Below are 20,131 nucleotides of genomic sequence, written 5' to 3'. Positions count from 1 at the left end.
GGTTACTTATTTAATTGTTTTTTTAATTCATCAAGTTCTTTACGAAGCGCATTCAGTTCAAAATACATATCCGGTAGTTTGCGGAATACGGATTGTGACTTGAAATAAGGTTTTACCTCCATAGGCGGGGTGCCTATTAAAACACTGCCTTCCTTTATATTGCTCGGAACACCCGACTGTGCGCCAAGGTTCACTTTGTTTCCGATATGGATGTGTCCGGCTATACCGACCTGACCGCCAAACATACACCATTCACCTATTTTGGTGGATCCGGCAATGCCTACTTGAGCTGCCATTACCGTATGCGAACCGATTTCATCATTATGGGCTACCTGTACCAGATTATCCAGTTTCACACCACTGTGCACGATAGTTGCTCCCATTGTAGCACGGTCTACGCAAGTGTTGGCTCCTATTTCCACATTATCTTCCAAGATAGTGATACCGATTTGGGGTATCTTTTCATAGCCTTCGGGAGTAGGGGCGAAGCCGAATCCGTCTGCACCGATGACGCAACCGGCGTGCAAAATGCAGTGATTGCCTACGCGGCAATCGTGGTAGATGGTTACATTTGCATAAATAATACAGTCACTGCCTACCTTAGCGCCGCTTCCAATGGTGGCATGCGGATGAATCACCGTATTGTCTCCCACTTCTGCATACTCTCCGATGCAAGCAAAGGGGGCGATGTAAACATCCTTGCCTATTTTCGCGGTCTCGGCAACGTATGCTCGTGAATCAATACCGGTACGCTTTGGCTTGCTTTGTTCATAAAGATTTAATAATTTAGCAAGACTCTCGTAAGCATTGTCTACCTTAATCATTGTAGCCTTTACTTCTTGTTCAGGAACGAAATCCTTGTTTACCAAAACGATACTCGATAGGGTTTCGTACAGATAAGGTATGTATTTAGGGTTGGATAGGAAAGAAATTGCTCCGGGAATTCCTTCTTCAATTTTTGCGAAGGTGTGTACGGTTGCATTCTCGTCTCCAACGATTTCTCCTTGAATAAATGTTGCAATTTGTTTAGCAGAGAACTCCATGTCTTATTGTTGTTAGATGGTTTCAAAACACAAATAACGGACTTTTTTTTTATATATCCTTGCTCTGTGATGAATATTTTATACTTATCTATGCAAACGCTGATAACATAAGTAGTATTTTTTTACTTTCTTGGACAGTAGAGATATATTAAGCATATCCGATGCTTCAGCTATATTTTTAGTGGAACCGTCGTTGTATAGGATATCAATACTGTCATCTGCCGGATCGTACATATTCTTCTCAATGCCGGGAGTGGAGATAAAATAACCGGCTTCGGAAAGGGAAATATCTAATTGCTCACCGGTTTGCCGAATTATTTCTTCTTTACGTTCCTCACCGAAAGGTTCGGCGGAGATTTCCACTTTGAATATGTTACGGTTAATCATGCCCAGACTTAGTGTGGAAAGGACTTTGTCCGAATGGGTGCTCCATACTTTCAATGCAGTCCAAATATCATTGTCGTCCAGTTGGATATAGTTTTCCAAGCAATCCGGGTTATTATAGAATGTTTCCCGATTGATGTCGTTATACAGGAAAAATTTCAGTGCAGGCGGAGCAAACAGGTCTATTCCCTTTCCGGCTAACTCTTTGGCACGCAGTAATGTGCTGATGAGCATCTTTTCATAAGCAACCGATGTCTTGTGCAGATATACCTGCCAGTACATCAGGCGACGTGCGGTGAGGAAGTTCTCAATGGAATAGATGCCTTTGGACTCTACCACCAGATGGTCGTCTTTGACATCGAGCATCTTGATGATTCGTGCCGAACCGATATTGCCTTCCGTAACGCCTGTATAGAAGCTGTCGCGACGCAGGTAATCAAGGCGGTCCATATCCAGTTGACCGCTTACCAACTGATGAAGGAAACGTTTGGGATACTCATCCTTGAAAATCTGGATGGCGAGTGTCAGTTGCCCGTTCATCTCCTTGTTGATGCGCTCCATCAGCATCAGAGAAATATCTTCATGCGAAACGCCTTTTACAATAGTGTCTTCAAGTACATGAGAGAACGGACCATGCCCGATGTCGTGCATAAGAATGGCTGCTTGTACGGCTTCCGCTTCACTGTCGAAGATGAAATTGCCTTTGGCTGTGAGTTGTTGTATAGCCTCACTCATGAGGTAGAACGCACCCAGAGAATGTTGGAAACGGGTATGTTGCGCGCCGGGGTACACTACGGAAGACAAGCCCAGTTGCTTGATACGGGTGAGACGTTGCAAAAGGGGATGCCGTACAATGTCGTACAGCAGCCCCTTTGGTATATTGATGAACCCGAATACCGGGTCGTTGATGATTTTTCTTGCTTGCACCTTTGGAGGGTTGTTAGTCACTAATCGTTTATCACTTTCTTCAGCTGTTCCGCCATTTGCGCCTGTACTTCCTGTGCAGCTTTGCGTGAAGCGGCTGCAAAGTTCTCTGTCTTGTCTACGTAAATGATTCCGCGGCTGGAATTAACAATTAGCCCGCAAGTTTCGTTCATGCCGTATTTGCAGACTTCTTCCAATGAACCGCCTTGTGCGCCTACGCCGGGTACCAGGAGGAAGTGATTGGGAACAATCTTGCGGATATCTTCAAAAGCACGTCCTTGGGTGGCGCCTACTACATACATCATTTGTTCGTCACTTGCCCATTCCTGTGATTTGCGCAAGACTTTCTCAAAAAGACGTTCACCGTCCTTGTCCTCTGTCAACTGGAAGTCGTGAGAACCTTTATTGCTGGTCAATGCGAGCAGGATAACCCATTTCCCTTCATAAGTGAGGAACGGGGTAACGCTGTCTTCGCCCATATAGGGGGCTACGGTTACCGAGTCTATGTCCAGCTCTTCAAAGAAAGTGCGTGCATACATGGCAGAGGTGTTGCCTATGTCACCACGCTTGGCATCAGCTATGATGAACTGGTCGGGATAATTCTGTTTGATGTAGTTTACGGTCTTTTCAAAGGCAATCCAACCTTTTACTCCCATGCTCTCATAGAAAGCAAGGTTAGGTTTATAGGCGATACACAGATCGGCTGTTGCATCGATAATTGCTTTATTGAAGGAGAAAATAGGATCTTCTTCTTTCAACAGGTGTTCCGGTATTTTCTTAATATCCGTATCCAAACCTACGCAAAGAAATGATTTCTTACGTTTTATATTCTCAAAAAGCTGTTGTTTGTTCATATCGTAATTCTGTTGGTTTAATGATTTTACTTTTTAAATAAATATCCCTTGATACTCATTCTCGCATCTTCGTCACTGTCCTTTTCATAATGAATGTCGAATGCAGTCAGGATGAACAAATTTCTTGGGGAGTTGCATCGGAAAGAGGTAGGCGGTATATGGCCGTGCTTGCTGTTCTTCTCCAGCATTTCCAATGTGTTGAGCTCGATGTACACGCTATCGTTCAGCTTGCCCGTTCGGGTATCGAGCGAAACGGGTAATATGCCGCTTTCGAGGCTTTGGCGGGAAACGGTGAAACGGTGGCTTGATATGCTGCCGTCAGGTATGGCGATAAACCGGGTATAGCCTTCGGGTATATTGATGATAGTTTGGATATCGATTTCGCCACTGTAGGAAACCCTGTCGTTATCTGTGTCAACGGCTACCGTATCTGTTTCAATATCCGCTGCCACAGAATAGAGGTTGTGTGTCACATTCTTCTCTATCAAATGAGTAACGCTTTCCGTGCCGAACCAGTTACTCAAATATTTGAATTTACTGTTTATCTGTACAGCTTGCTTTTCCGGCAGTGAGTAAATCCATTCCTTATATTGCTCTAATGAGAGGGGAACTTCCGCTTGGCAACTGCGTTGCATTTCGGCCTTTATCTCATTAAGAATAGTATTCTTTGTAATACCGGCATAGTTGACGGGCAATGCGGATGTCAGCAAAAAGATGACGGCAAACGAAATGGGTATCCAGTTGATACGTCGCGCTTTTATGACGAACAGCCCGATACAGACAATATAGAACCAGCCATTGAGCGTGGCGAGATAGAGTCGGTTGATAGTAACACCGTAATCGTTGAACCGGCGTATAATGCCTATTGTCATCAGCAGTAACAGTGGCAATATCAGCACAGGCATCCAGCGTGCAATCCAGTTGTCAAACCGCTTGTTCTCTTTGAAACGTGTAGGGTATAGCCCGAATTGGATGGCGATACAGACCGTCATCAATGCTACGATAAGCCATGACACCCAGCCGATGGGCAATTCCCAACTGATGAGGATGCGAGTGGCGTAGATATAAAGCACTATCAGATAACCGGCCGTAAGGGGAAGGAACAGATAGTGCAGGATGCCGTTCAGGAATTCCGATGAATGCGGCTTCCGGTTGTGCTTGTCGTCTCCCTGCGGCAACAATCCGAGGAATAGCATCAATCCGAGCAATACATTGCACAGATAGTAGATATAGGCATAGCACTTCCCGCTGATGTGAATATCGAACAGTTGATGCAATGAGAACAGCAGTAGGCTGATGCCTGCACATAGGATAAGGCCTATCACCTGTGTAACGATGTATGCCGAAACGGTGTTCAGCGCAAAGTTCCAGCTGGCGATGTCGTTCTTCTCGCGCAGGAACGAAAGGAAGAAAGTGGAGAACCCTACGGCAAGAATGGCTGCCGCATGGGCGATACCGATTTCAATCCACGAACTTTCCGTGGTGAGATAATGATAGAGTAGGAAAGTGTCGGCTATAAGTAAGGCATGCGCAGCAAGTTGTATGGTTGTCTTCCACAGGCGGCTTTTTACTTCCTCGCTCCATAGATGAAGTGTGAGCGAAAGCAGGATGCCCACCGACAGATAGTAGCCGGTGATGAACAGTAACCGGTCTTCGCCCTTCCAGCCTGTCGATGTCAGATAGATGAGATAGGCTGTGAATGCAAAGATAAAGGTTACTGCAACCGGAAAGCGTTTCAAACAATTCTGAAACGCTTCGGTAGCTGTGTGAAACGCTTTCTCTACTGATAACCCTTTCATAACTACAATTCGCTTTCTTTCAGTCTTTCCGCATTTTCCGCAACAATCAGGTGATCGATGCAGTCCTGAATATCACCGTCCATAAAGGCGGCGAGGTTATAGATGGTATAGTTGATGCGGTGGTCGGTGATACGTCCTTGCGGATAGTTGTAGGTGCGTATCTTGGCCGAACGGTCACCGGTAGAAACCATGGTCTTTCGTTTGGAAGCGATGTCATCGATGTATTTCTGGTGCTCCTTGTCGTATATAAAGGTACGCAGGCGAGACAAGGCGCGTTCTTTATTCTTCGGCTGGTCGCGCGTTTCAGTACATTCGATGAGGATTTCCTCTACGACACCGGTATTCGGATTCTTCCAGTTGTAGCGTAAGCGTACGCCGGATTCCACCTTATTTACGTTCTGACCGCCCGCACCACCGCTTCGGAAGGTATCCCATTTGATTTCTCCCTCGTTGATGACTACATCGAATTCTTCGGCCTCGGGCAGCACGGCTACGGATGCAGCGGATGTGTGCACACGTCCTTGCGTTTCGGTGGCAGGCACACGCTGTACGCGATGTACGCCCGATTCATATTTCAGTGTACCATATACATTATCACCCGTTACGGAGCAGATGATTTCCTTGAAACCGCCGGCTGCGCCTTCGTTGGCGCTGGATATTTCCAATCGCCAGCCTTTTGCTTCGCAATACTTGGTGTACATACGGAAGAGGTCGCCGGCAAAGATGGCGGCTTCGTCTCCACCTGCACCGCCGCGGATTTCAAGAATTGCGTTACGGCTATCCTGCGGGTCGGCAGGGACAAGCAGCAGCTTTATCTCTTCTTCCAGCTCCGGCTGGCGTGTTTGGCAGGCATCAAGTTCCTCACGGGCCATTTCGCGCATTTCGGCATCGGTTTCGTTGGCGATGATTTCTTTCGCTTCCTCAATGCCGCTCAGTACCTGCATGTACTCTTTGCGGGCATTCATCAAGTCACCCAATTCTTTGTATTCTTTGGTAAGCTTGACGTAGCGCTTTTGGTCGGCAATCACTGCCGGGTCGGTTATCAACGTAGATACTTCTTCGAAGCGGGCAACGAGGCCTTCCAGTTTCTCAAGTATGGTATTGTTATCTGCCATTTAATTCAAGTGGTAATGTTATGATGGGATGATAAGTCGGTATTAGTATCTGAACTCTCCGAATTCACTCTTGATAATCAACTCTTTCTTATCGCTCTCTTCGATACGTCCTACAATCTGTGCATCAATATTGAAGCTCTTGCTGATGGCAATCACTTCTTCTGCGTGTTTGGGAGAAAGATATACCTCAAGGCGGTGTCCCATATTGAATACCTTGTACATTTCGCTCCAGTCCGTATCGCTTTGCTCCTTGATGGTTCTGAACAATGGTGGAACGGGGAAAAGGTTGTCTTTGATAATGCGGCAATTGTCACCGGCAAAGTGCAGTACTTTGGTTTGTGCGCCACCGGAGCAGTGTACCATACCGTGAATTTCGGGACGGAGCGCATCGAGTAATTTCTTAACTACCGGTGCATACGTACGGGTAGGAGAGAGTACCAGTTTGCCGGCATCCAACGGACTGCCTTCCACGTTGTCTGTCAGCTTCAGTTTTCCGCTGTATACCAGTTCGTCGGGTACGGCTTTGTCGTAGCTTTCCGGATATTTCTCTGCCAGGTATTTGGAGAATACATCGTGGCGGGCGCTGGTTAGCCCGTTGCTGCCCATACCGCCGTTATATTCTTTCTCATAAGTGGCTTGTCCACAAGAGGACAGACCTACAATCACATCTCCCGGACGGATATTGGCATTGTCGATGACATCCGAACGTTTCATGCGGCAAGTTACCGTAGAGTCTACGATAATGGTGCGTACCAAGTCGCCGACATCGGCAGTCTCACCGCCGGTAGCGTATACACCCACACCCATTTCGCGGAGTTCGGCAAGCAGTTCGTCCGTTCCGTTGATGATAGCGGAAATCACCTCTCCCGGAATGAGCAACTTATTGCGTCCGATAGTGCTTGATACCAGGATATTGTCTACTGCACCTACGCAAAGCAGGTCGTCGATGTTCATAATCAGCGCATCCTGCGCAATGCCTTTCCAGACGGAGAGGTCGCCTGTCTCTTTCCAGTACATGTATGCCAGGCTGGATTTGGTTCCTGCACCGTCGGCGTGCATGATATTACAGTACTCGGGATCACCGCCCAGAATGTCGGGGATAATTTTGCAGAAAGCCTGCGGGAAGATACCTTTGTCGATGTTCTTGATAGCGTTGTGCACATCTTCTTTGGATGCGCTGACGCCTCTCATCATATATCGTTGATTACTCATGAGATAATAAGTTTGTTCAATTGTGCACAAAAGTAGTGATTATTTCGCTTATAGCCTTAGCTTTGCGTAAAAAATATGAGAGTGTTTCAAAATGTAAAAGTCCTATCATACTGTCATTCAGAGGAGCTTGCGACGAAGAATCTCCTCTTTTATGTATGCAGAGAAGAGATTCTTCACTGCGTTCAGAATGATAGAATGATAGGACTTTTACATTTTAAAACAACCCCAGTTCGGATTTTTAATTCCTTGTTGTTAGAACTCTACTTTGGGAACTTGTTCACTGCCTTCGGCAGCTTCAAAATAAGCGCGTTTCTCAAAGCCGAAAAAACCGGCAAGGATGTTTTTGGGGAAACGGCGGATGGCTGTATTAAAGCTTTTCGCTGCGTTGTTGAAGTTGGTACGTGCTACGTTGATGCGGTTTTCCGTACCTTCCAGCTGGGCTTGTAGTTCCAGGAAGTTCTGGTTGGCTTTCAGGTCGGGATAATTCTCGGTAATGGCAAGCAGCTTGCCGAGAGCGGAAGTAACCGCACCCTGAGCCTTTTGGTATTCAGCCAGCTTCTCCGGTGTCAGGTCGTTGGAGTCTACGGTCATTTGGGTAGCTTTGCTGCGAGCCTCTACCACACCTTCCAGTGTTTCTTTCTCGTGAGAGGCATATCCTTTGACTGTATTTACAAGGTTCGGAATCAAGTCGGCACGACGTTGATATTGTGTTTCGACGTTAGACCATTGTCCGCTGACATTTTCGTCCATAGTGACAAGTCCGTTATAGCCGGTAATACCCCAAATGGCGAGAAGGGCTATAATAGCAATGATAATAATGGTTGATTTTTTCATACTTCTTCTTTTATTATTAAGTGATACAATACATTTTGTAACTCCTCTGACTCCTAACTGAATAATTCCAGATTGACACTATTCCAATCAGAACCGTGAACCGGCTCCGCCGCCACCGCCCATACCTCCGCCGAAGCTGCCGCCGCCAAAACCGCCGCCGCCCCCGAAACTGCCTCTTCCGAAGCCGCCGCCGAAAATGACAGGACCGCCGCCACCGCCGCCCCGGTAATTCTCATCGTAGGATTGCTGACGGCGTACTACCTTGTGTCCGCAATTACGGCATATGTAAGTGACATCTTCCGTCCGTACTCCGTTGTGGCGTGAAACAAGTACGCTGTTGCTCCGTTGCAGCTTGTGCTGTCCGCATTGCGGGCATTTGCTTGCGGCACGTGTCTTCAATATTCCCGCTGCAATGGCGATGGCGAAGAAGCCGACAACAGCCAGAATCAATCCTATCGGGGAGGCGCCGCCATCCTCATCCGAGTCGTTTACCATACTGCCGTCGAGGCGGGCGCATACGGCACGCACACCAGCCACCATACCCGCATCCCAATTGCCGTCTTTCAGGTAAGGAATCATGTATCGTGTCTGAATGCGCTTGCAGATGGCATCGGGCAGGTCTCCTTCCAATCCGTATCCGGTATAAAACTGGATGCAGCGCTGGTCGGTTACCAACAGGATAACCAGCCCGTTGTTCTTGCCTTTCTTGCCCACACCCCATTCGTTGAGTAATTGGTGCGAGAAGTCAAAGCAATCCTCGTTGCCGATGGAAGGTACGACGGCCACTACGGTTTCAATGCCGGTTTGCTGTTCCAGTGCATAAAGCATACGGTCCATTTCATCACATACCGAAGCAGAGAGGATGCCGGCGGGGTTGCAGACGTAGCGTGTCTTGTCCTGAAGATGTACTTTAGGAATGTTTTTGGTAGTGTAAATCTCTTGTGCCTGCAAGGAAACAAGCACGCACAAGAAGAGTGCTATGGAGATAAATCGTTTCATACTATTGTATTTGTAGGGGCGAAGATAGGAAAAATCACATTAATGGATGTATTTCCCTACGAAATTCCTTACGCGCTCCGTATATTCCTGCGGATAATCCCGGTAGGACATGGCGTGTGTTGCACCGGGTACAATCCACAACTCTTTCGGTTCGCTCTTGGCTTCATACAAGGGATAAACCATCCACGTAGGTACGTATGTGTCCGCATCTCCATGTATGAATAACATGGGAAGGCTGCATTTTTTGACTTGCTCCAGCGAAGAAGCTTCTCGGAAGTTCCAGCCGTACTTGGCGTTGCATAACCATCCGGTTGTGTACATTAGCGGAAATTCGGACAACCCGAACATATCCTTCAATTGAAAGGAAAATTCGTCCCATACGCTTGTGTAGCCGCAATCTTCTACAAAACATTTCACAAAAGGTTGTTGCGGTTCTCCGGATACCATCATGGTAGTGGCAGCTCCCATAGAGATGCCGTGTACTACCATTTGAGTGTTGTTTCCGAAAATACTGTCGGCTATATTCATCCAATTCAGTACATCCAGCCTGTCTTTCCACCCCATTTGTATGGCGGGACCTCCGCTCAGACCGTTGTCCTGCAAGTCGGGAAGGAATATATTGTAGTTCAGTCCTTTATTATAAAGATAGCCTATCATCAGCATACGGATGGCATTGTCGGTATAGCCGTGCACGATGACTGCCGTTTTATCGGTAGATTGTGCGGCTGCGGCAAAAATTGCATGCAGTTGTCTCCCTTCCGGATTGATGATAAAGGTATCGCGCAAGGCACCTGAGGTTTGCAGGCTATCCAGCCATGACGTGATAAACGGATATGTGCGGTGCATATACTTGTATGACCCAGGAATGTCCTTGCCTTTGTTCTCTTTAGGTGTCAGCGAGTAACCGAGCATATAATAGCTTCCACTGACGATGGTGGCGAATGCTACCGCCAATAATCCTATCAGACCGTATTTAATTTTTCTTTTCATGTCATCTATTCCAAATCTCCCATGCGGCAAAGGCTTGCAGCAACAGCATTTCGAGTCCGTTCTTGGTGACGGCTCCTTGAGCTTTGCCTTTCTTCATGAAGAGTGTTTCGTTTGGATTATATAACAAATCGTAGAGCAAATGGTTGGGTGTAAGTAGTTCGTACGGTATGTTCGGGCAGAAATCTACTTTGGGGAACATGCCGACGGGGGTACAGTTGACGATAACCGTATATTCGGCCATTATCTCCGGAGTCAGTTCCTCGTAGGTAAGGAATTTGTCGTCCTTTTTGGTGCGTGATACGAACGTGCTTTCTATTCCTAAGTTCTCCAGACCGCGATATACGGCTTTGGACGCACCGCCCGTACCCAGAATCAGCGCTTTCTTGTGGTGGGGTTGCAGCAACGGCTCGATGGATTGCGTAAATCCGATAATGTCCGAGTTGCAGCCTATCAGTTTGACTTTGCCTTTGGGGAGACGGACAATCTTGATAACGTTGACCGCGCCTATTTGGGCAGTATCCTTATCCAGCTCATCCAGATAGGGGATGACTTGTTCTTTGTAAGGAATGGTTACGTTGAGTCCACAGAGATTGGGGTTTTCCTCAATCACTTCCATGAAGTCTTCGATGCGGGGAATCTCGAAGTTTACATATTCTGCGTCAATGTTCTCGGCTGTGAATTTCTCATTGAAGTAGCCGATGGAGAACGAATGTTTCAGCGGGTAACCGATTAGACCGTATTTCTGCATATCCAAGTGTGTTAAAGGGGGTAATAATAAGTAGCAACTATTTCTTAGCGATGTATAAGGTACATATTCCGAAAGTCAACCGCTTGAAGCGCACCTCGCTGAATCCTGCCTTACGGATTACTCCTTGCATGATTTCACCTTGCGGAAAGGCGCGGATGCTTTGGGGCAGATAGGTGTAAGCGCTGTTGTCTTTCGAGATACATTTGCCGAGTAGAGGAATGATGACTTTGGAGTAGACGGTAAAGAGTTGCTTCATTGGGAAGCGGTCCGGAGTGGAAAGTTCCAGTATCACGAGGTGTCCGCCGGGCACGAGTACACGGCACATTTCAGACAGTCCTTTGTCCAGTCCGTCGAAGTTGCGGATGCCGAACGCTACGGTCACGGCATCAAAGCTTTCATCGGCAAATGAGAGAGAGGTGCAATCCTCCCGGGCGAAGGAAATCTTGTCCGAGAGGTGCGCCTGTTTTACTTTTTCACGTCCCACATTCATCATCCCTTCGGATATGTCGGTTCCTATCAGCGTGTCGGGCTGCAGTTCGCGACAGGCAAGTATGGCAAAGTCGCCGGTTCCGGTTGCTACATCCATGATGTGCCGGGGCTTGAAAGGGCGCAGCGCATTAATCGCTTTCTTACGCCAGCTGCGGTCTATACCCATTGACAGGGTATGGTTCAGCTTATCGTAAGCGGGTGCGATATTGTCGAACATTTCTTCGACCTGTTCGCTCTTCTTGCCGTCGCTACCGTAAGGCTTGATGTGTTCTTGCGGGTAATACATTCTTCATTCCTTTAGGTATTCCGTTACGTTCTTCTCGATACGTTCGGCGATATTGCTTGTATCTTCTTTCACGAATTTCTCACCGGTGATGTGTTCGTATAACTCGATGTAGCGTTCGCTGATGGAAGTTACGATTTCGTCCGTCATTTCCGGAACATGTTGTCCTTCTTTGCCTTGGAAGCCGTTGTCCATCAACCATTCGCGTACGAATTCCTTTGAGAGTTGCTTTTGCGGTTCGCCTTTGGAGAAGCGTTCTTCGTAGCCTTCGGAGTAGAAATAGCGGCTGGAGTCCGGAGTATGGATTTCGTCCATCAGATAGATGGTGCCGTTGTGCTTGCCGAATTCGTATTTGGTATCAACGAGAATCAATCCGCGCTCTGCGGCGATTTCCGTACCGCGTTTGAAGAGGGCCATGGTGTATTTCTCCAAAACGGCATATTCTTCGGGAGTGGCAAGACCTTTGGCGAGGATTTCCTCTTTGGAAATGTCGGCATCGTGCTCGCCTATCTCGGCTTTGGTAGTCGGGGTGATGATAGGTTCGGGGAACTTCTGGTTCTCTTTCATGCCTTCGGGCAGCTTCACGCCACAGATTTCGCGGACACCGCTCTTGTAGGCACGCCATGCGCTGCCGCAGAGGTAGCCGCGTACAATCATTTCAACAGGAAAACCTTCGCACATTACACCCACTGTTACCATAGGGTCTGGGGTGGCCATTTTCCAGTTGGGGCAGATGTCGGTAGTGGCATCGAGGAACTTGGCTGCAATCTGGTTCAGCATTTGACCCTTGAAAGGAATACCTTTGGGCAATACTACGTCGAAGGCTGAAATACGGTCGGTAGCGACCATCACTAACTTTTCACCGTTGATGTTGTACACATCACGCACTTTTCCGTGGTATACGCTTTGCTGACCGGGAAAATTGAATTCTGTTGCTGTTAATGCTTTCATTTTTGTGATATTTATGAGTTGAATATTTACTGTTTATGCAGGGAGTTGCAGTCCGGCTTTTTCCTCTCTCCGTTTCTCCCGTTCCGCTTTCGTCTCTTTGTCGAACTTCTCGTAGGCTTCCACAATCTGGGTAACCAGTTTGTGACGTACAATGTCTTTCTTGTTCAGTTCGATGAAACTGATGCCTTTCACGCCTTTCAGGATGCGGAGCGCTTGCACCAGTCCGGAGGTTTGCGATAGGGGAAGGTCTATCTGTGTCATGTCTCCCGTTACAATCATCTTGGTGTTCATGCCCATGCGGGTGAGGAACATTTTAATCTGTTGGGTGGTAGTGTTCTGCGCTTCATCCAGAATTACTACGGCATCGTTCAGCGTACGCCCGCGCATGAAGGCGAGGGGGGCAATCTGAATGATGTTCAGTTCCATGTATTCTTTCAGTTTGGCGGCAGGTATCATGTCCTGCAATGCGTCGTAAAGCGGTTGCAGATAGGGGTCTATCTTGTCCTTCATGTCGCCGGGCAGGAAGCCGAGCTTCTCTCCGGCCTCTACGGCGGGGCGGCTGAGGATTATTTTCTTGATTTCCTTGTTTTTCAGCGCACGTACGGCAAGGGCTATAGCCGTGTATGTCTTGCCCGAACCGGCGGGGCCGATGGCAAACACCATGTCGTTCTTGGAGAAAGCCTCAACCAGCTTCAACTGGTTTTCGCTGCGCGGTATGATGGGCTTTCCCGTTACGCTGAACACGATGACGTTGCCGGACTTTTCCGCTTGCGGGGCGTTCCCTTTGATTATATCGATGATGACTTCCTCTTTCAGAGAATTATATTCGGCGCAATACTTTTCAAGCTTGGTGATGTTTTCTTCAAACGCACACATTTCCTCTTCGTCTCCCAGAACCTTGATGACATTGCCGCGGGCAACGATGCGGAGTTTGGGATACAATGCTTTTATCAATTGCATATTGGCGTTGTTTACGCCGTAAAAGATTACCGGATCAATATCCTCAAGAACAATCAGTTTCTCTATCATTGATATGTTTTAAAGTTCAATTCTTTTTTTCGAGTGAAACGCTTTGCAAAGGTAGTGAAACGTTTGAATACTTGGACGGTTCAGTCTGTTATTTTTTTGCATCGGGTGTAGCTGCGGCATTATGTCCGCGGTCGTCGTTTATTCAAAATAGAGCACTGTTCCACCGTCGGAAGCGGCATACTTCCGCAGGAGTTCCTGTATCATTCCGGTAGCTTCCGCCAGTCCGTCACATCCGCTGTAGCCGTTTACAATGGCGAGGATGTGGCGGGTTTCCATTCCCATCTTGGTGCGCTCGTTGTCGCTGGTGGGGGTGCCTATTCCGCCTGCCGGGTCGCGGTAGACGGGAAGTCCCTCGATATTCAGCACTCCGCGCCCGATGCCCTCGAAAGGTTCTTCCGCACGTCCTACTCCGAGTTCGAGGCTGTTTCCCTGTATCTTGTCTGCATCAAAGCCGCCTATGCTGTATCCGGTGCGGAGGGAAACGAGGTTGATGAGGTCTACCAGCGTGTCAATCTGATACAGTTCCAGTCCCCGCATAAGACGGCGGCGTAATGCTTCGGCCGAGGGGCGGTAGCGGCTCGGGTCTTTTCCGCAACGCTTGTAGGCTTCGCGGGTGGCGGCAATGGCGGGTTGCAGCTTGATGCTGTCTGTGGTTTCGGTTGCTCTCAGTTCTTGGGTAAAGGCGTTTATCTCGTCCCAAAGACCTTGGCAGAATGCGGTATTGGCAACTTCTGCGTATACGGCCGCACCTTTGAAGATAGGGCAGGCTTTCTTAATTTCTTCTGATACGGTAATGTTATACATGGCTAATCACTAAACATTAATTATTGGATTTATCATTATTCCCGACAGTATGCGTCCTGACTTGATACCCAATCGGCGTGCCGAAAAGAAATCCTCATACTGTTGATAAGTGCAAATCCCTGCATTTTCTATCTGTTGGGACGGCACTCCGAAGTCGGAAAGTTGCAGATGGTTGGCTGCCCACAAATCGATATGGTATTTGTGCGTTTCTGGTTTCCATACGGATATGTATTCCATTGGGAAATTCTCAGTTCGGAAAGCTTCATATACTTCATCGCCTACTTCAAAAGAAGCGAGGGAGATACCCGGACCAATGCTGGCTATGATGTCTTTGCCCTCTGTGCCGTAGGCTGCCTGCATCCGGTGGAGCGTTGATGCAAGTATGCGGTTTACCGTTCCCCGCCAGCCGGCATGGACTACGGCAACGACGCGACGTAGCTTGTCATATAATGATATAGGAATGCAATCGGCGGTAGAGATACAAATACAGCAACCGGGTATATCGGTAATAAGCGCATCTACACCTTGCAGCATAGACTGCCGTTCACTGTATGTTGCATTCAGATAAGTTTCGTCGATGATGAGAGAATTGGTACTGTGAGTTTGAAAAGGAATAACGAGTTCTTGCGGATATGAAGGCAATGCAGCACATAACGCTTCCTGATTTTGGCGTACACAATTTACATCGTCTCCGGTGTAAGGGGTGCAGTTGAAAGAAGCATAGTTGTCGGTGCTGCATCCGCCATGCCGGGTGGTTACAAAACAAGAAATGTCGGGATACGGGGCAAATACCTCATATCCCAACATTTTTTTATCTTCTGTAAGAGAAATCATTTTTTGTCATCCTCCCAGTCCTCTTCTTCGTATTCAAAGTCTTCAAGGTCTTCAATGTCCTCGTTGTCAATGTATTCGTAGCTGAGGTCCTCGTCTTCACCTTCATCTTTCAGTTCTTCTTTCAGGTGACTCATATCTTTGGCACGATGGGCTATGCTTTCAACCTTGCCTTCTATCTTGTTGCTTTCCTTATTCAGCTCTTCCCACAGTATATCTTTCAGAACAGAGATACCCAGACCGGATATAGCCGAAATGAATACGTGCGGAATGCTTTCGGGCAACGTAGGTTCTATTTCGTCCATCAGTTCCTGATCCAGCATATCACATTTGGTAATAGCAAGCACACGTTGCTTGTCCAGCATTTCAGGATTGAAGGTGCGCAGTTCGTTCAACAGAATTTCATATTCCTTACGGATGTCGTCACTGTCGGCAGGAACCATGAACAGCAGCAATGAGTTGCGTTCGATGTGGCGTAGAAAACGGAGTCCCAGACCTTTGCCCGCACTTGCACCCTCGATAATGCCGGGGATATCTGCCATTACGAACGATTTGCCGTCGCGATATGACACAATTCCCAGATTGGGTTCCAGTGTAGTAAAGGGATAATTGGCAATTTTCGGCTTTGCCGAAGATACTGCTGAGAGCAGTGTCGACTTCCCTGCATTGGGAAAACCTACCAAACCTACATCCGCCAGCAGCTTCAACTCCATGATAACCGTCATTTCCTGCATCGGTTCGCCCGGTTGTGCAAAGCGGGGAGCCTGACGGGTGGCGGTCTTGAAGTGCCAATTGCCCAATCCGCCGCGTCCGCCTTTCAGCAGGACGACTTCCTGTCCATGTTCGGTCACATCGCAGATGTATTCACCGGTTTCGGCATTGTAAACTACCGTGCCGCAGGGCACTTCGATAACTTTATCTTCTCCGTCCTTGCCGAAACTACGGTTCTTTGAACCCGATTCTCCGTGCCCGGCCATGATATGTCGGTCGTAGCGCAAGTGCAGCAATGTCCAGTAGTTGCGGTTGCCGCGAAGAATCACGTGGCCGCCTCGTCCTCCGTCACCACCGTCGGGGCCGCCATTGGGAATATATTTCTCACGTCGCATATGCGTGGAGCCTCGACCGCCCTTACCGGAACGGCAATAGATTTTTACGTAGTCAACAAAATTCGATTCAGCCATATTTTTCCTTACGATTGATTTTAAAATACTTATTCCTTTTTCTGATGCAAAAGTAACGATTCTCCAAGACTACCTCAAACTTTTTATTCCTTTTTATTGATTAATCAATCGCAGGGGGTGTTTCTAACTTATTTTTAGTACCACTCGTCTATAAACGGTAAGTGCCGGAGTCGCTTCGTCCGTTAACTCTAAAATGATATGTATGTCCTTGCCGGTAGCATCCGAAGGAATATGTACTTTGCATTTTTTGGCATTGCCTCCTTCTATCTTTACGTTACCTTTATAACTGCCGGGTTCAGTGTAAACGCTCCATTGATATATCAGATTATCGCCGTCGGGGTCTGTGGAGCCGTTGGCGTCTAAGACAATGGAGCTTCCGGCTTTTACTTTTTTAAAGATACATTTCAGAGAATGGTCTCCATTGAGCGCTGCGTGGGGATGATGATTGACCGCTTTATAATCATCGGTTGTAGTCCACAACATACGTGCTGCAAAATTATTCCAAATATGCTGTCGCCATTTGTTGATAGCGGCATTGCCCTCTTTGCAGCTTCCATACATATAATAGGGATCGTATTGCGTTTCATCTTTTCCGCTACGTACAATAAAGTCCATACCTCGTATGCCGCTTGTCTTTTGCTTGGAGAAGCGACCTCCCCAACCACCATATTCAAGTGAATCAGGCACATTCAGACCATTGGCATATACATAGAAGAAAGAAGGTGAGTCTCCCTCCACTGCCCAAACTCGATTGGGGTAGTGCTTACCAAATGGCAGGCAGCTTTGAATATTCTTTTTAATCCATTGGTCGGAAGGTCCCCAGCCATAAACTTCCTTATTTCTGATATACACGATTTCAGGAAAGTTCTTGGCTATCCAAGCTCCGGCGTCATCTTGTCCCAAGACATCATATATACGGATTTTTGCGATAAACTTCTTGAAGGCTTTTTCACTCCGTGTATGTTTCACTTTCCATAAAGCTTGTGCTATCGTATTCATTCCGCCCCAAGCCGCAAGCCATACGGGCCGTTGGTCTTTTTTCTTATCAACTGCCGAGATGATTAGTTCTGAACCCGGTGAATCTTTGCCTGAGCCTACTCCTGTCATATTAGAAACAGGTTGTCCCCGCTTTATGACAGCCTGCAGTTGATTTAAATCGGGATAACCTTCCGCATGTTTATTCAATCGCGGCAGAACTTCACCGAATCGCTCTACAACTTCTGATATTTTAGCCGTTTTATCCGGGTCGTCCATCCAGACTTGTGAACTGATTAGTCCTTCAATATCAATCATATTCGAGCATAATAATAAATGTATCATTGACTGAACATCATCGGGGTCAGTGCCTCCTAAGTCGGTGGTCACAATCAGTCGATGTTTGTCTTCGTTGGCAACCTGCGCTTTTGAGTAGAGGCACCATATTGTTAGAAAGGAAAAGAAGAAAAGTACTTTTTTCATGGTAGTTATTATATTTGGTATTTAAGGATTATTTTTGCAAATTTACTGCCAAAAGATGAATAACACTCTCTATATTTAGATATAAACATAATGAATTCCGAGAAATGCTACAGCTTTGATAAATCTCGTGAGGAATTTAAGCCTTATGGACTTACCTGCGAAACATGGATACCTAGTATTATGCCCAGATGTGACAAGCATAATGAAATAGAAATAAATTACTTGCCTCAGGGAAATATTACTTACTTGCGTCATAATGAGAAGATAACGATACCTAATAAACGGTTTACAATATTTTGGGGACTCGTTCCGCATCAAATTATTCGTTATGAGAATGTGGACAGATATTATGTATGTACCATTCCTTTAGCACGCTTTTTGTCTTGGAATCTTCCTGTACAGTTTGTAGACAATTTGCTTAAGGGAGATATTCTATATGAGAAGACAAATGACTACTCTCAGTATGATGAGTTTTTGTTGAATAATTGGTTGAAGGATAACGATGCCGGTATTCAATCAAGCCTTATAATCTTATTGGAGATGCAAGCCAGAATCATCCGTATGGCTCATCATTTAGAGTCGTCAGACGATGGCATAGCATTAGCATCATATCAAACGACACTTATTGAAAAAATAACCATATATCTCACTAAAAATTATTGTAATAACATTAAAGCCAATGATATTGGTGAAGCAGTAGGTTTGCATCCTGATTATGCTAATTATATATTCAAGAAAGCATTCGGCACTACGATAACTGATTATATAGCTGAGCTAAGGATAGCACATGCACAACGTAAACTACTGACTACCGACATGAGCATAACAGATATTGCATATGAATGTGGATTCAATACTATAGCAAGGTTCAATGCTACGTTTTTCAAGAAAATTCGATGTACTCCACGTGAATATAAGAAGCTTATGAAATAATCTATTGCTATTTTTTTAGGAGTGGATGGGAAAATGACAAGCGCGGTAAATATCATTTATGGTATTACCGCGCTTTTGCTTTATGGTTATATTACTTTATTTTGCTGCGTCAATCGCTTTGCAAACATCTGCCGTAATCGTTTCCAGTTCACCGATGCCTTTGATGTGCGCATACAGCTTTTCGTTTTTGTACCAGTCAATCAGCGGAGCTGTTTGTGAATGATATACGGTAAGACGTTTCTTGATAGTCTCCTCGTTGTCGTCGGCACGACCTGATTCCTGTCCTCGTTTGATGAGGCGTTTCATCAGTTCATCTTCGGGCACGTCGAGGTCCAGCATGATGTTTACGCTCTGTCCGCGTTCAGCCAGCATCTTTTTCAATGCTTCCGCCTGTGCGATGGTACGGGGGAAACCGTCGAAGATAACACCTTTGCTGTCCTTGAAGCTGTCCAGCGTACTTGCCAGAATGTCGATAATCAGTTCGTCCGGCAGCAGTTGTCCCTGGTCGATGTAGCCTTTGGCTGTTTTGCCCAGTTCTGTGCCGTTCTTGATTTCTGCACGGAGTACGTCTCCCGTAGAAATGTGGTTGATGCCGTACTTCTCTACAATTCTCTCGCTTTGTGTTCCCTTTCCTGAACCGGGAGCACCGAAAATTACAATGTTCAACATTTGTTTAGCTATTATTTTATGATTTACAATTTAATACTTTCTTCCAATACCTTCTCCCCGTTTCAGTCTACCACTGTATAGATGTCGGGATAGTTGCGTCCGAATCCGTCATAGTCCAGGCCGTAGCCCACGATGAAGTCGTTGGGGATGTTCATGGCTACGTATTCGATGTTCAGGTCTACTTTCAACTTGTCGGGTTTCACCAGCAGCGAGGCGATGTGGATGTCCTTTGGAGCACGTGTGCCGAGAGTTTCCAGCAGGCGTTGCATGGTGAGGCCTGTATCTACGATGTCTTCCACGATAACAATCGTGCGGTCAGAAATATCTTCGTTGATACCGATAACTTCTTTGATGACTCCCGTAGAAGATACTCCCTGATAAGAAGCCAGTTTCACGAAAGAGATTTCGCAGGGAATGGTGATGCGTTTCATCAGGTCAGCGGTAAACATGAACGAGCCGTTCAGTACGCTTAGGAAAAGCGGGTTCTTACCGGCAAGGTCTCGGTTGATTTCGTTCGCTACACGGGTTACTTCTTTCAATATGTCCTGTTCCTTAATGGAAACGGTGAACATTTTGTCTTTTATTTGTATGGTATCCATAA

20 protein-coding genes are annotated in these 20,131 nt (G+C 46.7%); 1 reads left to right on the top strand and 19 read right to left on the bottom strand.

From position 1 onward, the window contains the following. Positions 1–2: 2 nt before the first annotated feature. The 17 genes from lpxD to DW121_RS00965 all read right to left on the bottom strand — a co-directional run bounded on the left by lpxD (position 3) and on the right by DW121_RS00965 (position 17,928). Positions 3–1,043 carry a UDP-3-O-(3-hydroxymyristoyl)glucosamine N-acyltransferase gene (gene lpxD, locus DW121_RS01045; RefSeq protein ID WP_117711139.1) on the bottom strand — a complete coding sequence of 347 codons (1,041 nt, stop codon included), beginning with the start codon at positions 1,041–1,043 and terminating at the stop codon, positions 3–5. A gap of 84 nt (positions 1,044–1,127) precedes the next feature. Further along, entirely contained in the window at positions 1,128–2,354 is a 1,227-nt protein-coding gene (locus DW121_RS01040) for an HD domain-containing protein (RefSeq protein WP_117711140.1), read from the bottom strand. A 20-nt stretch (positions 2,355–2,374) separates the two neighbouring features. Next, a complete protein-coding gene (gene pyrF / locus DW121_RS01035; protein WP_117711141.1) occupies positions 2,375–3,205 on the bottom strand; it encodes an orotidine-5'-phosphate decarboxylase in 831 nt (276 codons plus the stop codon). Between the two features lie 26 nt (positions 3,206–3,231). After that, positions 3,232–5,004, bottom strand: coding sequence for a DUF4153 domain-containing protein (locus tag DW121_RS01030; protein ID WP_117711142.1), 1,773 nt, complete (start codon positions 5,002–5,004; stop codon positions 3,232–3,234). A 2-nt stretch (positions 5,005–5,006) separates the two neighbouring features. Then, positions 5,007–6,119, bottom strand: a complete 1,113-nt coding sequence (prfA, locus tag DW121_RS01025; protein ID WP_118322836.1) for a peptide chain release factor 1 — start codon at positions 6,117–6,119, stop codon at positions 5,007–5,009. A gap of 42 nt (positions 6,120–6,161) precedes the next feature. Next, complete coding sequence (locus DW121_RS01020) at positions 6,162–7,331, bottom strand: AIR synthase-related protein (RefSeq protein WP_118322835.1); 1,170 nt, start codon at positions 7,329–7,331, stop codon at positions 6,162–6,164. Positions 7,332–7,583: 252 nt separating this feature from the next. After that, complete coding sequence (locus DW121_RS01015) at positions 7,584–8,165, bottom strand: LemA family protein (RefSeq protein ID WP_118322834.1); 582 nt, start codon at positions 8,163–8,165, stop codon at positions 7,584–7,586. An 87-nt stretch (positions 8,166–8,252) separates the two neighbouring features. Continuing rightward, positions 8,253–9,164: a TPM domain-containing protein gene (locus DW121_RS01010; protein ID WP_117711146.1), complete on the bottom strand. Its 912-nt coding sequence runs from the start codon at positions 9,162–9,164 to the stop codon at positions 8,253–8,255. Between the two features lie 39 nt (positions 9,165–9,203). Beyond that, a complete protein-coding gene (locus DW121_RS01005; RefSeq protein WP_118322833.1) occupies positions 9,204–10,154 on the bottom strand; it encodes an alpha/beta hydrolase in 951 nt (316 codons plus the stop codon). Between the two features lies 1 nt (position 10,155). Further along, complete coding sequence (locus DW121_RS01000; RefSeq protein ID WP_117711148.1) at positions 10,156–10,902, bottom strand: shikimate dehydrogenase family protein; 747 nt, start codon at positions 10,900–10,902, stop codon at positions 10,156–10,158. A 37-nt stretch (positions 10,903–10,939) separates the two neighbouring features. Further along, positions 10,940–11,677, bottom strand: coding sequence for a bifunctional demethylmenaquinone methyltransferase/2-methoxy-6-polyprenyl-1,4-benzoquinol methylase UbiE (gene ubiE / locus DW121_RS00995; protein ID WP_117711149.1), 738 nt, complete (start codon positions 11,675–11,677; stop codon positions 10,940–10,942). 3 nt (positions 11,678–11,680) lie between these two features. Continuing rightward, positions 11,681–12,625 (bottom strand): phosphoribosylaminoimidazolesuccinocarboxamide synthase, encoded by a 945-nt coding sequence (locus DW121_RS00990; protein ID WP_117711150.1) that lies wholly within the window; start codon positions 12,623–12,625, stop codon positions 11,681–11,683. Between the two features lie 33 nt (positions 12,626–12,658). Next, complete coding sequence (locus tag DW121_RS00985; RefSeq protein WP_118322831.1) at positions 12,659–13,654, bottom strand: PhoH family protein; 996 nt, start codon at positions 13,652–13,654, stop codon at positions 12,659–12,661. A 138-nt stretch (positions 13,655–13,792) separates the two neighbouring features. After that, complete coding sequence (locus DW121_RS00980) at positions 13,793–14,458, bottom strand: B3/4 domain-containing protein (protein WP_118322828.1); 666 nt, start codon at positions 14,456–14,458, stop codon at positions 13,793–13,795. Positions 14,459–14,467: 9 nt separating this feature from the next. Then, complete coding sequence (gene pgeF / locus DW121_RS00975) at positions 14,468–15,292, bottom strand: peptidoglycan editing factor PgeF (RefSeq protein WP_118322825.1); 825 nt, start codon at positions 15,290–15,292, stop codon at positions 14,468–14,470. Further along, a complete protein-coding gene (gene obgE, locus DW121_RS00970; RefSeq protein WP_117711154.1) occupies positions 15,289–16,470 on the bottom strand; it encodes a GTPase ObgE in 1,182 nt (393 codons plus the stop codon). Before obgE ends, pgeF begins: the two co-directional genes overlap by 4 nt. A 123-nt stretch (positions 16,471–16,593) precedes the next feature. Next, positions 16,594–17,928, bottom strand: coding sequence for a nucleoside hydrolase-like domain-containing protein (locus tag DW121_RS00965; RefSeq protein ID WP_118322822.1), 1,335 nt, complete (start codon positions 17,926–17,928; stop codon positions 16,594–16,596). A 90-nt stretch (positions 17,929–18,018) separates the two neighbouring features. Here DW121_RS00965 and DW121_RS00960 point away from each other — a divergent pair, with 90 nt between their 5' ends. Next, complete coding sequence (locus tag DW121_RS00960; RefSeq protein ID WP_118322819.1) at positions 18,019–18,861, top strand: helix-turn-helix domain-containing protein; 843 nt, start codon at positions 18,019–18,021, stop codon at positions 18,859–18,861. A 96-nt stretch (positions 18,862–18,957) separates the two neighbouring features. Here the strand turns inward: DW121_RS00960 and DW121_RS00955 are convergent, their stop codons facing one another. Next, positions 18,958–19,530 (bottom strand): adenylate kinase, encoded by a 573-nt coding sequence (locus DW121_RS00955; protein WP_117711157.1) that lies wholly within the window; start codon positions 19,528–19,530, stop codon positions 18,958–18,960. A gap of 62 nt (positions 19,531–19,592) precedes the next feature. Next, positions 19,593–20,129, bottom strand: a complete 537-nt coding sequence (hpt, locus tag DW121_RS00950; protein WP_117711158.1) for a hypoxanthine phosphoribosyltransferase — start codon at positions 20,127–20,129, stop codon at positions 19,593–19,595. Between the last annotated feature and the right edge of the window lie 2 nt (positions 20,130–20,131).

Origin of the sequence: Bacteroides sp. AM10-21B (assembly GCF_003472565.1) — a bacterium.
GTDB lineage: Bacteria > Bacteroidota > Bacteroidia > Bacteroidales > Bacteroidaceae > Bacteroides > Bacteroides propionicigenes.
The sequence above is the reverse complement of the archived record's forward strand: the minus strand, read 5'-3'. Positions and strand labels throughout refer to the sequence as shown.

Coding starts and splice junctions, on each gene's coding strand:
- pyrF (WP_117711141.1), bottom strand. CDS start 3,205: ATGAACAAACAACAGCTTTTTGAGAATATAAAACGTAAGAAATCATTT.
- DW121_RS01015 (WP_118322834.1), bottom strand. CDS start 8,165: ATGAAAAAATCAACCATTATTATCATTGCTATTATAGCCCTTCTCGCC.
- obgE (WP_117711154.1), bottom strand. CDS start 16,470: ATGGCTGAATCGAATTTTGTTGACTACGTAAAAATCTATTGCCGTTCC.
- DW121_RS01020 (WP_118322835.1), bottom strand. CDS start 7,331: ATGAGTAATCAACGATATATGATGAGAGGCGTCAGCGCATCCAAAGAA.
- DW121_RS01000 (WP_117711148.1), bottom strand. CDS start 10,902: ATGCAGAAATACGGTCTAATCGGTTACCCGCTGAAACATTCGTTCTCC.
- DW121_RS00960 (WP_118322819.1), top strand. CDS start 18,019: ATGAATTCCGAGAAATGCTACAGCTTTGATAAATCTCGTGAGGAATTT.
- DW121_RS00990 (WP_117711150.1), bottom strand. CDS start 12,625: ATGAAAGCATTAACAGCAACAGAATTCAATTTTCCCGGTCAGCAAAGC.
- DW121_RS01005 (WP_118322833.1), bottom strand. CDS start 10,154: ATGAAAAGAAAAATTAAATACGGTCTGATAGGATTATTGGCGGTAGCA.
- DW121_RS01030 (WP_117711142.1), bottom strand. CDS start 5,004: ATGAAAGGGTTATCAGTAGAGAAAGCGTTTCACACAGCTACCGAAGCG.
- DW121_RS01010 (WP_117711146.1), bottom strand. CDS start 9,164: ATGAAACGATTTATCTCCATAGCACTCTTCTTGTGCGTGCTTGTTTCC.
- DW121_RS00985 (WP_118322831.1), bottom strand. CDS start 13,654: ATGATAGAGAAACTGATTGTTCTTGAGGATATTGATCCGGTAATCTTT.
- ubiE (WP_117711149.1), bottom strand. CDS start 11,677: ATGTATTACCCGCAAGAACACATCAAGCCTTACGGTAGCGACGGCAAG.
- pgeF (WP_118322825.1), bottom strand. CDS start 15,292: ATGATTTCTCTTACAGAAGATAAAAAAATGTTGGGATATGAGGTATTT.
- prfA (WP_118322836.1), bottom strand. CDS start 6,119: ATGGCAGATAACAATACCATACTTGAGAAACTGGAAGGCCTCGTTGCC.
- DW121_RS00980 (WP_118322828.1), bottom strand. CDS start 14,458: ATGTATAACATTACCGTATCAGAAGAAATTAAGAAAGCCTGCCCTATC.
- hpt (WP_117711158.1), bottom strand. CDS start 20,129: ATGGATACCATACAAATAAAAGACAAAATGTTCACCGTTTCCATTAAG.
- DW121_RS00955 (WP_117711157.1), bottom strand. CDS start 19,530: ATGTTGAACATTGTAATTTTCGGTGCTCCCGGTTCAGGAAAGGGAACA.
- lpxD (WP_117711139.1), bottom strand. CDS start 1,043: ATGGAGTTCTCTGCTAAACAAATTGCAACATTTATTCAAGGAGAAATC.
- DW121_RS00965 (WP_118322822.1), bottom strand. CDS start 17,928: ATGAAAAAAGTACTTTTCTTCTTTTCCTTTCTAACAATATGGTGCCTC.